The sequence below is a fragment of the Actinomycetospora sp. genome (assembly GCF_055612215.1).
In genome coordinates this window covers 1-12,500 of the sequence record NZ_JBVPVA010000595.1, presented here as the reverse complement: position 1 = coordinate 12,500, position 12,500 = coordinate 1, and the positions used below count along the sequence as shown (strand labels likewise).

The 12,500-nt window shown below is 73.1% G+C and carries 12 protein-coding genes; 9 read left to right on the top strand and 3 right to left on the bottom strand.

Annotation, left to right across the window (positions count from 1 at the left end; translation table 11 throughout):
- A partial coding sequence (locus AC0CYZ_RS16290; RefSeq protein ID WP_472217157.1) for a helix-turn-helix transcriptional regulator occupies positions 1 to 1,093 on the top strand: 1,093 nt, incomplete at its 5' end.
- Positions 1,094 to 1,134: 41 nt separating this feature from the next.
- On the opposite strand, the gene zwf is transcribed toward AC0CYZ_RS16290, so the two are convergent.
- The gene (gene zwf, locus AC0CYZ_RS16285; RefSeq protein ID WP_472217155.1) at positions 1,135 to 2,523 is read right to left on the bottom strand and encodes a glucose-6-phosphate dehydrogenase; all 1,389 of its coding nucleotides are present in this window, start codon (positions 2,521 to 2,523) and stop codon (positions 1,135 to 1,137) included.
- Between the two features lie 28 nt (positions 2,524 to 2,551).
- The gene (locus AC0CYZ_RS16280) at positions 2,552 to 4,132 is read right to left on the bottom strand and encodes a GMC family oxidoreductase (protein WP_472217153.1); all 1,581 of its coding nucleotides are present in this window, start codon (positions 4,130 to 4,132) and stop codon (positions 2,552 to 2,554) included.
- Between the two features lie 244 nt (positions 4,133 to 4,376).
- Between AC0CYZ_RS16280 and AC0CYZ_RS16275 the strand changes: the two genes are divergently transcribed.
- From AC0CYZ_RS16275 to AC0CYZ_RS16245, 7 genes are all read left to right on the top strand, one after another.
- A complete protein-coding gene (locus tag AC0CYZ_RS16275; protein ID WP_472217151.1) occupies positions 4,377 to 6,359 on the top strand; it encodes a glycoside hydrolase family 15 protein in 1,983 nt (660 codons plus the stop codon).
- A complete protein-coding gene (locus AC0CYZ_RS16270; protein ID WP_472217149.1) occupies positions 6,356 to 7,762 on the top strand; it encodes a cytochrome ubiquinol oxidase subunit I in 1,407 nt (468 codons plus the stop codon). The genes AC0CYZ_RS16275 and AC0CYZ_RS16270 overlap by 4 nt, the downstream gene beginning before the upstream one ends.
- Positions 7,763 to 7,773: 11 nt before the next feature.
- Positions 7,774 to 8,892, top strand: coding sequence for a cytochrome d ubiquinol oxidase subunit II (cydB, locus tag AC0CYZ_RS16265; RefSeq protein WP_472217147.1), 1,119 nt, complete (start codon positions 7,774 to 7,776; stop codon positions 8,890 to 8,892).
- On the top strand, positions 8,889 to 9,524 hold the full coding sequence (locus AC0CYZ_RS16260) for a hypothetical protein (RefSeq protein ID WP_472217145.1): 636 nt from the start codon (positions 8,889 to 8,891) through the stop codon (positions 9,522 to 9,524). The genes cydB and AC0CYZ_RS16260 overlap by 4 nt, the downstream gene beginning before the upstream one ends.
- A 73-nt stretch (positions 9,525 to 9,597) precedes the next feature.
- Positions 9,598 to 9,867, top strand: a complete 270-nt coding sequence (locus AC0CYZ_RS16255) for a hypothetical protein (RefSeq protein WP_472217143.1) — start codon at positions 9,598 to 9,600, stop codon at positions 9,865 to 9,867.
- A 72-nt stretch (positions 9,868 to 9,939) separates the two neighbouring features.
- Complete coding sequence (locus AC0CYZ_RS16250; protein ID WP_472217141.1) at positions 9,940 to 10,218, top strand: hypothetical protein; 279 nt, start codon at positions 9,940 to 9,942, stop codon at positions 10,216 to 10,218.
- 24 nt (positions 10,219 to 10,242) lie between these two features.
- Positions 10,243 to 10,536 (top strand): DUF3040 domain-containing protein, encoded by a 294-nt coding sequence (locus tag AC0CYZ_RS16245; protein ID WP_472217139.1) that lies wholly within the window; start codon positions 10,243 to 10,245, stop codon positions 10,534 to 10,536.
- Positions 10,537 to 10,551: 15 nt separating this feature from the next.
- On the opposite strand, the gene AC0CYZ_RS16240 is transcribed toward AC0CYZ_RS16245, so the two are convergent.
- Entirely contained in the window at positions 10,552 to 10,878 is a 327-nt protein-coding gene (locus tag AC0CYZ_RS16240) for a hypothetical protein (protein ID WP_472217137.1), read from the bottom strand.
- A 193-nt stretch (positions 10,879 to 11,071) separates the two neighbouring features.
- On the opposite strand from AC0CYZ_RS16240, the gene AC0CYZ_RS16235 reads away from it, so the two are divergent.
- Positions 11,072 to 12,500, top strand: a 1,429-nt coding sequence (locus AC0CYZ_RS16235; RefSeq protein ID WP_472217135.1) for a winged helix-turn-helix domain-containing protein, incomplete at its 3' end; no start/stop codon positions are given.

Below are 12,500 nucleotides of genomic sequence, written 5' to 3'. Positions count from 1 at the left end.
CGTGCTCACCCTGATGCAGCCGGTGTGGGCGAGCGGCCGCATCGACACCGTGATCGGCTGGACGACGTGGCTCGACGGCCGGACCGACGTGGAGTACCACGCGGGGGTGGCGGCGCACGCCGCGCTGATCATGGCGTTGATCGGCAGGCCGGCCGAGGCGGCACGCTGGGCGAGTGCGGCCGAGGAGGGGCCTGCCGACGGCACGCTCCCGGACGGGAACACGATGGCGGGGACCCTCGCCTACCTGCGGGCGTTGCTGTGCCGGCGCGGGGTCGCGCAGATGCGCCACGATGCCCGGCTCGCGATGGACGGGCTCGGCCCCGCCAGCCCCTATCGGGCCACGATGCTGCACACCGAGGGCGTCTCCCACCTGCTCGACGGTGATCTCGACCGTGCCGACCCTCTGCTGGCGCACGCCTTCGACGTCGCCGCCGACACCGGTGCCGTGCCGCTCCTCCCGGTCATCCTCGCCGAGCGCGGCCTGGTGGCCACCCGGCGCGACGCCTGGGACGAGGCCGACGCGTTCGCGGCGGACGCGCTGACCTTCGTGCAGGACGGCAGCCTCGACCGGTACTGGACGAGCGCGTTGGTGTACGCGTTCGCGGCCCGCTCGGCGATGCGCCAGGGCGACGTCGTGCGCGCGCGGGACCACGTCGCCCGGGCCGCTCGCCTGCGGCCCCTGCTCACCCCGGCACTGCCGGTCGTCTCGGCCCAGGCCCTACTCGAGATGGGCCGCTGCTACGTCGGCCTCGGCGACACCGGCGGCGCCCGCGCGGTCCTGCGCCAACTGCACGACATCGTCCTGCAACGACCTGACCTCGGCGACCTCCCGAGCGAGGCGGCCGAGCTGCGCGCCCGCGTGGACGACCGTCTGGGGGCGGTCCGCGGGGCGTCGTCACTCACCGCGGCCGAGCTGCGGGTGCTCCCGCTGCTCGCGACCCACCTCACCCTGGAGGAGATCGGCGACCGGCTCTCCATCAGACGCACGACCGTGAAGACGCACACGAGGGCGATCTACCGGAAGTTCGGGGTTCCCTCGCGTCGTGCCGCGGTGTCCCGGATGCACGAGCTCGGCCTCCTCCCGCACGAATGAGCCCCCTCGCGCCCTGGTGAGGAGGGCGGGACGGGGTGTGCTCAGCGCGGGGCCGCACCGGCCGGGTCGTGCCACGTCTCGCCGTCGGGCAGCAGACCCTCGGCCTCCTTGGGCCCCCACGTCCCCCGGGCGTACGGGTGGACCTCGACGGCGTCGCCGAGGACCGGCTCCACCACCCGCCACGCCTGCTCGACGGTATCCTGGCGGGCGAAGAGCCAGCGGTCGCCGTCGAGGGCTGCTCCGATGAGGCGGTCGTAGGGCCGCATGTCCGACCCGGGCCGCACCGCGAAGGCCAGCTCCTCGTGATCGGGGATCCACCCGGCGCCGGGCTTCTTCCCGGCGAGGGTCAGCGCGACCTCGGTCTCCGGCCACACCCGGAACCGCAGGGCGTTGGTGGCCGGGGACGGCATCAGCCCGAAGACGTCGTGCGGGGCGGGACGGAACCGGATGTCGATCTCGGTGGCGGTGACCGGCAGGCACTTCCCGGCGCGGATGAGCAGCGGGACCCCGGCCCAGCGCCACGACTCCGCGGCGAGCCGGAGCGCGACGAACGTCTCCGTGGTCGAGCCCGGCTCGACGCCCTCCACCTGGTGGTAGCCCTCGTACTGCCCGCGCACCGTGGTCGCGGGGGAGAGCGGCGTCAGCGACTCGACCACCCGCGCCTTGGCGGCGCGCCACGATCCCAGGCCCTGTCCGTCGGGCGGGTCCGCGAGCACGGTGGCCAGCACCTGCAGCATGTGGTTCTGCACGACGTCGCGGATCGCGCCGGTCTTGTCGTAGAAGCGCCCGCGGTCGGCGACGTCGAAGGCCTCAGCCATCGTGATCTGGATGCTCTGCACGTGGGTCCGGTTGAGCAGCGGTTCGAGCACCGAGTTGGCGAAGCGCGTGAAGAGCACGTTCTCCACCGGGTCCAGGCCCAGCCAGTGGTCGACGCGGTAGATGGCGTCCTCCGGGAAGACCTCCGCCATGGTGGCGTTGAGGGCCCGGGCGCCCGCGAGGTCGGTGCCGAAGGGCTTCTCCACCATCACCCGGGCACCCTCCGCCCGGCCCGCCGAGGCGATCCCGTGCGCGATCCGGCCGAAGAGCGGGGGCGGCACCTCGAGGTAGAACAGCGCCCGCCCGCCGTCACCCATCTCGCGGGACATCGCCGCGTACGTCGCGTCGTCGTCGAGGTCCCCGTCGACGTAGCGCAGGAGACCGAGCAGCGTCACGGCTGCCGGGCTGTGCTCGTCGAGGCCGTTGAGCCGCAGGGATGCCGCGGCGTACTCCCGGAACTGCCCGAGGTCCCACCCGCTCTTCGCCACGCCCACCACGGGGACGTCGAGCACCCCGCGCTCGACGAGCCCGAGCAGCGCGGGGAAGGTCTCCAGTTTCGCGAGGTCCCCGGTCGCCCCGAAGATCACCAGTGCGTCGACCCGGTCGGTCGTCATGCGCGTGCTCCTGTCTCCGTGTGCCCGGTCAGCGGAGCCGATCGAGGATGTGGTCGCCGACGCGCATCGCGTTGGCGATGGCCGTGAGCGACGGGTTCACCGCGCCGATGCTCGGGAAGAAGCTGGTGTCGACGACGTAGAGGTTGTCGACCTCGTGCGCGCGGCAGTGCACGTCCAGCGCCGAGCTCGCCGGGTCGGTGCCGAAGCGGACGGTGCCCGCCTGGTGGGCCGTCGCGCCGATCGGCATCCCCTTGTGCATGTAGATGCTGTGGTGCACCAGGTGGTCCGGGTGCATGCCGAGGTCCCCGAGCCGGCCCTGGAGCTCGTGCCGCAGGCGCTTGAGGGGCTCGACGTTGTTCTTCTGGTCGAGCGCGAGGTGGATCCGGCCCTCACGGTCGAGGGTGACCCGGTTCCCCGCCTCGGGCAGGTCCTCGGCGCACAGCCAGAAGTCCACCGCGTGGTGGGCGAGGACCTCGAACGGCATCTCCGGGCCCAGGACCCCCGCCCAGTGCGGCGCGTTGGCGCGGATCTGCTCGGCGTCGGACTTGCCCAGCATCTGGACGCCGCCGAGCGGGTGGTCCCAGTCCTCGGAGCCCAGGTACCAGTCGTTCAGCGCCAGGGTCTTCTGGAACCGCGTCGGGTTGGGCTCCCTCGACACGGCCATGACCGCGACGTTGTTGTGGCGCATGTAGTGGCGGCCGACGGTGTCCGAGGAGTTGGCCAGCCCGGCCGGGTGCCGGTCGTTCGCCGACCGCAGCAGCAGCACCGCGGAATTCACGGCCCCCGCCGCTAGGACGACGACGTCGGCGGTGAACGTGACGTGCTCGCCGTCGGCCAGCTCCGTGACGACGCCGGTGACGGTGCGCCCGGTGGGGTCGGTCTCGAGCCGGTCCACCCGCGCGCCGGTCACCATCTCCACGTTCGGGTGGCGCAGCGCCGGGTCGACCGCGATGACCTGGGCGTCGGACTTGGCGCCGAGCAGGCACGGGAAGCCGTCGACGCGGTCGCACCGGATGCACGCGCTGCCCCGTGTCGCGCCGCCGTGCTCGTCCTGGGTCAGGTCCACCCCGATGGGCAGGTGGAACGGGTGGAGGCCCTGCTTCTCCAGGTCGTCGCTGAGCTGCTGGATCCGGGGCTCGTGGGCCACCGGCGGGTACGCGTACTGGGCGCTCACGTGGCCTTCGCCCGGGTCCTCGCCGTGGGCCCCGTGGACGCGGTAGAGGTGCTCGGCCTCGGTGTAGTAGGGCTCGAGGTCGTCGTAGCCGATGGGCCACGCGGGGGAGACGCCGCCATGGTGTCGCAGGTCGGAGAAGTCCTCCGGGCGCAGGCGGAACAGCGCGGCGCCGTAGAACTTGGTGTTGCCGCCGACGTAGTAGTTGACCTCGGGCGGGAACTCGTTGCCGTCCTTGTCGTACCAGAACTCCGGCGCGCGGTACTTGCCTCGGACGAACACCGCGCTCGAGTCCCAGTTGTCCCGCTCGCGCGGGAGGTAGTCGCCGCGCTCGAGGATCAGGACCCGTCGGCCCGAGGGGGCGAGGCGGTGGGCGAGCGTGCCCCCGCCCGCCCCGCTGCCGACGACGAGGACGTCGTAGTGGCGGCTCTCGACCATCGTGCGCTCCGTTCCCGGGGGTGGCGCGGCGGACCCGGTGCGGTCGCTGCTCGCGCCGGTCGAGGGTCACGCGCACGGGGGCCGGCGGCATCACCTGGACCGGATGACCGAGGGCCGCGGTGGGCCGCGCTCATGCTCCGGGGGTGATGTGGCGGTGCGGTCCGCGCGACGACGGTGGACCCGCTGCGCCGGACCGGGGCGTGGACACGGCACCCAGGCCCACCGGGCCACGGAGGCGACACACATGACGGAGACGGCCATCGCCGACCACGGGCTCATCGGCGACCTGCAGACCGCGGCTCTTGTGACCATCGACGGGTCGATCGACTGGTTCTGCTGCCCGCGGTTCGACTCGCCGAGCGTGTTCGGTGCCCTGCTCGACGACGAGCGGGGCGGTCACTTCCGGGTGCGGCCCGTCGGGGAGCCGTTCACCTCGGCGCAGATGTACCACCCCGACACCGCGATCCTGATCACGCGGTTCATGACCGCGTCCGGGGTCTGCGAGGTGCACGACTTCATGCCCGTCACCGGGCACGACGTCACCGGGAACCACCGCCTGGTGCGGATGCTGCGGTGCGTCCGGGGTCGGATGACGATGGAGTTCGACATCGCTCCGCAGTTCGACTACGGCCGGAGCCCGCACGAGACGCGTGTCCTGGACGGCGGCGTGGTGTTCGAGACGGCCGGGATGTCGCTGACCGTGCACGTGGTGCGCGAGCCCGGAGACGAGCGGCTGGCCCACGCCGAGGTCGACCAGGGTCGGGTGCGCGCCTCGCTGACCCTGACGGCGGGGCAGGTCCGCGGCGTCGTCCTGGAGTCCGAGGCGGCCGGTCCGCCCCGGGAGATCCGGGTGGGCGAGTTCCAGCAGATGTTCGACGACACCGTCGCGTTCTGGCGGGCCTGGCTGGCGCAGTCCACCTACACCGGGCGCTGGCGGGAGATCCTGCAGCGCTCGGCGATCACGCTGAAGCTCATGACCTACGCCCCGACCGGCGGCCTGGTCGCGGCGCCGACCGCCGGGCTGCCGGAGCAGGTCGGTGGCGAGCGCAACTGGGACTACCGCTACACGTGGGTCCGGGACGCCTCGTTCTCGGTCTACGCGCTGCTCGGCCTGGGCTTCACCGAGGAGGCGGTGCAGTTCTGCACCTGGTTGCGCGACCGCGTCGTCGAGCGGCGGGACGCCACCGGCAACCCCCTCAACATCATGTACTCGGTCGACGGGACGGCCGACCTGCCCGAGACCGAGCTCGAGGGCTGGTCGGGCTACCGCGGCTCCCTGCCCGTGCGGATCGGCAACGCCGCCGCCGAGCAACTCCAGCTCGACATCTACGGCGAGGCGCTCGACAGCATCTACTTCGCCGACGCGCACGGACTCGAGATCGGTCACGCGGGGTGGACGGCGCTGGTCACCCTGCTCGACTGGCTCACCGACAACTGGGACCAGCCCGACGACGGCATCTGGGAGAGCCGGGGCGGCCGGCAGGACTTCACCTACGGCCGGCTGATGTGCTGGGTGGCGTTCGACCGGGCGATCCGGCTGGCCACCTCGCGGGCGCGTCCGGCGTCGCTCGAGCGCTGGACCGCCGCGCGCGACGCCATCTACGAGCAGATCATGGCGCGGGGGTGGAACGCCGAGAAGCAGGCGTTCGTCCAGCACTACGCGTCCGACGTCCTCGACTCGGCGCTGCTACGGATGGGCACGGTGGGCTTCCTGAGTCCCTACGACCCGATGTGGCAGTCGACGCTGCGCGCGATGGACGAGGAGCTGGTCACCGACGGCCTGGTCTACCGCTACGACCCCAGCGCATCGCCCGACGGACTCCGGGGATCGGAGGGCACCTTCTCGCTCTGTTCCTTCACCTACGTCGACGCGCTGGCCCGGGCCGGCCGCGTCGACGAGGCGCGGCTCGCCTTCGAGAAGATCCTGACCTACGCCAACCACGTCGGCCTGTTCTCCGAGGAGATCGCCCTGACCGGTGAGCAGATCGGGAACTTCCCGCAGGCGTTCACCCACCTCTCGCTCATCGACGCCGCCCTGACGCTGGACCGCGCGCTCGACCGGCGCGGGGCCCCCGCCCCGCCCCGGTCGGGACCCACGCCGTCGCGACGCCCACCGGCACCGCGGGTGAGCCCGGAGGCCGACGGGACGACCGCTCCGGTGCCGGCCGGGTCGGCGGCGGTCAGCGGCCGCACGGGCGACGGGCGGCGGGACGGCGGCCCGGCGTGACCGCCGAGGAACTGGCCCGCATCCAGTTCGCCAGCACGTCGATCTACCACTTCCTCTTCGTCCCGCTGACGATCGGGCTGGCCCTGCTCACCGCGATGCTGCAGACGGCCTGGTACCGGGGAGGACGTTCCGAGCACCTGAAGCTGACCCGCTTCTTCGGGACCCTGCTCGTCATCAACATCGCCGTCGGCGTCGTGACCGGGCTGGTCCAGGAGTTCCAGTTCGGGATGAACTGGTCGGTGTACTCGCGGTTCGTCGGCGACGTCTTCGGGGCGCCGCTCGCGATGGAGGGCCTCGTGGCCTTCTTCTTCGAGTCGACGTTCCTGGGGCTTTGGCTGTTCGGGTGGGGACGCCTGTCGAAGCGGGTCCACCTCGCGACGATCTGGGCGGTGGCGGTGGGCTCGGCGCTCTCGGCCGCCTTCATCATGGCCGCCAACTCCTGGATGCAGCACCCGGTCGGGTACCAGCTGGACCCCGCCACCGGGCGCGCCCAGCTCACCTCGATCACCGAGCTGCTGACGAACGGGGTCTTCCTGCGGGGCTACCTGCACGTCCTGCTCGCGTCGGCCATCACCGCCTCGGTCGTCGTGCTCGGCATCTCGGCCTGGCACCTGCGGCGCGGGTCGAGTCCCGAGGCCTTCACCCGTTCGGCCCGGCTGGCGATCGGCGTGCTCGTGCCGGCGGCCCTGATCGGGATGCTGGTCGGCAGCGAGCTGGGGGTCACGGAGGCCCGTTTCCAGCCGATGAAGATCGCCGCCTCCGAGGCGCAGTGGACCACCTGCGGGCCGTGCTCGTTCTCGTTGTTCCAGGTCGGCGGAGGCACCCGCGACGAGACCCCCACGAAGATCATCCAGGTCCCGCACCTGCTGTCGCTGCTGGCGACGAACAGCTGGGACGGACAGGTCCAGGGCCTGAACGACGTCCAGGCGCAGTACGAGCAGCAGTACGGCCCGGGCGACTACGTCCCGAACGTGTTCGTCCAGTACTGGTCGATGCGCGTGATGGCCTACCTCGGCGGCCTGCTCCTGCTGCTCGGTCTGTGGGGGTTCTGGCGACGCCGCACGCTCGTGGAGTCCCCCTGGTTGCTGCGGGTCGCGATCTGGGCCGTCCCGGTGCCGTTCGTGATCAACACGGCCGGCTGGCTGCTCACCGAGAACGGCCGGCAGCCGTGGATCGTCCAGGGGCTCCTGCGGACCGCGGACGCCGCGTCCCCGTCGGTCGGGATCGGGACGATCGCGACGAGTCTCGGGGTGTTCGTGCTCCTCTACGGCGCGCTCGCGGTCGTCGACTGGCTCCTGATGGCCCGCTTCGCCCGCAAGGAGCTGGACCCGGTGACGGCCCCGGACGACCCGACGACCTCCCTCACCGACGACGACGCCCCGGTGTTCGAGCCGACCTCCTGAAGGGAGCACCGATGTCGCTCACGACGTTCTGGTTCGTCGTCATCGCCGTCCTGTGGACCGGCTTCCTGCTCCTCGAGGGCTTCGACTTCGGCGTCGGGATGCTGCACGGCGTCCTCGGGCGGGACGAGGCCGGCCGCGAGCAGGCCATCGGCGCGATCGGCCCGGTGTGGGACGGCAACGAGGTGTGGTTGATCGTGGCGGTCGCGGCCATGTTCGCGGCCTTCCCCGCGTGGTACGCCACCGCCTTCTCCGGCTTCTACCTGCTGATGCTCGTCACGCTGGTCGGGCTGATCCTGCGCGGGGTGTCGTTCGAGTTCCGCAGCCACGCCGCCGGCCCCCGGGGCCGACGGGTCTGGGGCGGGACCCTCACGGCGGGCAGCGCCGTCGTGCCCTTCGTGCTGGGGATCGCGCTGGGCGACCTGGTGCACGGCGTGCCGATCGACGCCGCGGGTGAGTTCACCGGCGACCTCGGGTCGCTGCTGCATCCCTACGCCCTCGCCTGCGGGCTGACCGTGACCGCGCTCTGCCTCCTGCACGGGTCGCTGTTCCTCGAGCTCCGCGTCGACGCCCCGGTGCGCGAGCGCGCGGTCCTCGCCGCCCGCGTGCTCGCCCCCGTCACCGCCGTGCTCGTCGTGGTGTTCGCCTTCTGGACCCGGGTGACCTCCGGACACGGTGTGTTGCTCTCGCTCCCGGAGCTGGTCGCGGCCCTGGGCGCCCTGACCGCCGTCGTCCTGGTACGGGAACGGCGTCTGGGGCTCGCCTTCGCGGCGACGTCGCTGACGATCGCCGCGGTCGTCGCCTCGCTGTTCGGCGAGCTGTACCCGCGGGTGATGGTCTCGAGCACCTCGCCCGCCTACGACCTGACGGTCACGGGGACGGCGTCGTCGCCCTACGCGCTGCGCGTGATGACGGTCGTCGCCGCCGTCGTCCTGCCGTTCGTCCTGCTCTACCAGGGGTGGAGCTACCACGTGTTCCGCCGCCGGCTCGGTGCCGGGCACCACGTCGCGACGGACGCGGGCGAGGTGGGAGCAGCCACGGGTCCGGCTCCCGCCGCCGGGACACCGGGACGGGCCGTACACGCGCAGACGAACAGTGCCGAGGATGTCGACCACACGGGAGGACCGGGATGACCGAGCAGGAGCATGCAGCGGTGGCAGCAGGTGTCCCCGAGGGGCTGCCGGTGCTGGAGGTGGGGCGACACCGCCGCCCCGAGCACGGTGCCTGTGTCATGGAGTACGTCTCGCTGCTGGCCGGGGAGCCGTGGAGCGACTCTCCGGCGTGCACCGACCGGGCTCTCGGCGACCTGGCGCGTCGGGTCAACGACGACGTCGAGCCGCAGGCGCGGTCCGCCCTCGCCGAGATCGCTCCCCGTCTGGTGGGCACGGTCGGACTGCGCGGCGCGCGGGACGTCGTGACCGCCGCGGTGATCCGGGTCGGGCTGGAGAGCGTGCCGGACGACGTCGTGCTGACCCGGTTCCGGCGCCGTGTCGAGGCCCGGATCCTCCCGGCCGGCGCCGCACCGGGGCCGTGGGCGCGCCTGGTCCGGCGGGCTCGACTGATCATCGGGCCGGGGCTGCCCGGGGCGTACCTCCAGGTCGTCCGGGCCGTGTGCGCGGTCCCGCGTGCCGAGCGGGACGCCGTCCGGGTCCGGGCGCTCGCCGCCGCGACCGAGGACGTGCGACGACGTCTCGAGGCCGGCGCAGCGGGTCCGTCGGCGGCGGTGACCGCCGGGATCGACGCTGCCGTCGTCCGTTCCGGGTGATGCGGGGGCGCCGCCGGGTGCGTCGGATGGGTCGCGCCGGGACCCACCCGGCGCGCGCACCCCGGGAGGCACCATGGCACCACCCCCGACGACGAGCCTGCCGACGCCGGACCCGTCCTCCCCGGCGGCCCCCCGGGTGTGGCGGGTCGACGTGCCGGTGGTCGGTCCGGTCGGGTGGCCGCCGACCGGCAGTCTCGCCTTCCTCGGGGTGATGGTGGCGTTCGCCGCCCTCGAGGTCGTGTCCTGGCCGGTCGCTACCGCCCTGGCGATCGGCCACGTCATGGCGCGGGACCACGACCACCCGATGCTGCAGCAGGTCGGTGTGGGGCTCGAGACCGCCTGAGCCCGGGACCGGCCCGCGCCCTCACCCTCGAGGGGTGGTGGGCGGCGCGGCCACGCTCGCTACAACCGTGGGGTGTGCCTGATCATCCTGCTGCTGGTCCTCGGACCCCGCGCCGTCATCGTCGCCTGGTGGTTCCTCGAGCCCGTGCAGTGGAGCGCCACCTTCTCCACGTTCCTGATCCCGGTCCTCGGGTTCCTGCTCCTGCCCTGGACGACCCTGATGTACGTGCTGGTGGCGCCCGGTGGGCTCGTCGGCCTCGACTACCTCTGGCTCGCGCTGGCGCTGGTCGTCGACCTGGGCAGCCACGCCGGGACGTCGGCCGTCGGCCGCCGACGACGAGCCACGGCCTAGGACCACCGGGAAGAGGACGCGACGATGCTCGACGACGACGAACGCACCGTGCTCGAGGAGACCGAGAGGGAGCTGGCCCGCGACGACCCGGGCCTGGTCCGTCGGATGCGAGGAGGCCGGGACGGACGGGGTCGGCGGGTCACCGTGGCCGCCGTGACCGTGGTCCTCGTCGCGGGGCTGCTCTGGCTCGGGCTCCCCGGGCAGGCCCTGCTCGTGGTGATGCTCGGCCTGGCCGTCCTCCTCGCCCTGGGCTGGCAACCCTCCCGCCGGCTCGAAGCGATCTTCCGGCGGATCGACGAGGGCCCGGCCGCGAGGTGAGGCGAGGCGTGGCCCTCACGGGACGTCCAGCCGCGGCGGGCGGTCGAGCGGGCGGGCCACGAGCACGGTCAGGCCGAGCGCGTGCAGCTGCCCGAGGATGCCGTGCAGGTGGGAGTCGTCGACGACGGTCCCCCGCAACAGGGTTCCTCCGGGCGTCGCCTCGAGGTCCATGTCGCAGAACACGTCCCGTGCCGAGTCCGGCACGGCCGGTTCGACACGGAATTCGTACGGCCGGCCCGCGGTCATCACGTCTCCTCCCGAGCCCCCACGGTGCCCGTGCTCGTCGCCGGCGACCGCGGCCTCGTCGCCCAGCGTCCCCGGACCCGACGGACGGGTCGTCACCCCCGCCGGGTGGTTGGACGGAGAGCGGCCCCGGCCGTGACGGGCCGAGGTCGTGCGAGCGGGCATCGTGACCGGCAACGGACACGCGGCGTAGTGGTCACGGCCGAACAGAGGTGCGGCAAGCGGGATTTGCCCGATGGCGAGGAGATGTCCGGACACATAGAGTGAACATCAGTCAGGGTCGGGAGGATCGATGGTCCAGGTCCCGCGCTCGAAGACGACGCCCCCTGCCGTTCCGTTCGAGCACATCCGCCGGCCGGCCGTGGAGGCCGAGCTCGACCGCGCCACGGACCGGGAGCTGGCGCTCGTGTGCGCCCCGCCCGGGTCCGGCAAGACCTCGCTCCTGTCCGCCTGGGTCCGTCGGACCCCGGAGCCGCCGACCGCGTGGGTGAACCTCGAGCCCGAGGACGCCGACCCCCGGCGACTGTGGAGCGCGGTGCTGACCGCCCTGACCGCGCTCCCGTCCGTGCCGCCCTCCAACCGGTTGCACCGGCTCGTCGTGTCGCGCGATGCCGTCGAACTGGACTTCCTCGGCGAGCTGCTGGAGGGCCTCGCCACCCTGCCCGAGGGCGTCCGCCTCGTCCTGGACGACGTCCAGCACATCGAGGGTCCCGCCGTCCGCCACGGCCTCGAGATGTTGGTGCGGTGCACCCCGCACGGTCTCCGGCTGGTGCTCTCGGGGCGTCGTGACCCGCCGCTGGCGCTGCCTCGGCTCCGGATGGAGGGACGGCTGCACGACGTGCGGACCGAGCATCTGCTGTTCACCCTCGAGGAGTCGACGGCCCTGATGGCGGGGTCGGGGCTGCGGCTCACGCCCGCCCAGGTCGCGGTCCTGCACGCGCGGACCGGCGGCTGGGTCGCCGGCCTGCGCCTGGCGGCCCTGTCGCTCCGGGGGCACCCCGACCCGGACGGCTTCCTGGCCGAGTTCTCGGGGGACGACCGTCCGGTCGCGGACTACCTCGTCGATGAGGTCCTCGCCGGACTCGGGGACGGTGAGCGCGAGACGCTGCGCCGGGTGAGTCCGGCCGAATCGTTGCCCACCGGCTTGGCCGTCGAGCTCGCCGGCCGGGAGGACGCGGCCGACGTCCTGGACGACCTGGCACGGAGCACCGGTCTGGTGACCGGCACGGGCGCACCCGACGCCGAGTACCGGATCGCCGAACTCCTGCGCTCCTACCTCGTCGCGGACCTCCACCGTCACGGATCGGGGTTCGGAGCGCAGGCCCACCGCCGCGCAGCCCTCTGGTACTCCGAGCACGGACGGCCGCGGGAGGCGCTCGCCCAGGCCGAGCGGGTCGGCGATCGCGGCTTCCTGTCCGCCCTGCTCGGTCGGTGGGCGCCCGCGTTGGCGGCGGGGGGCGAGTACGACGCGCTGGAGCGGTCGCTGGACGCCGCCGGCGGGGGCGAGGCCGCCGACCCGCGTCTGGCCGTGGCCGCCGCGCACGTCCATCTGGAGCGGGGGAGTCCCGAGGGGCTCCGCCGGGCCCTCCACCGCGCCCGGCGGGCCGGTCCCGCGGCGGCCGGCTCCGACGCCGCTATCTTCCGCATGGCCTCGGAGCGGCTGGTGGGGTTGCACCGACCGGTGCGCGGCCCGGAGCCGACCGTGGACGATCCGGCGCTGG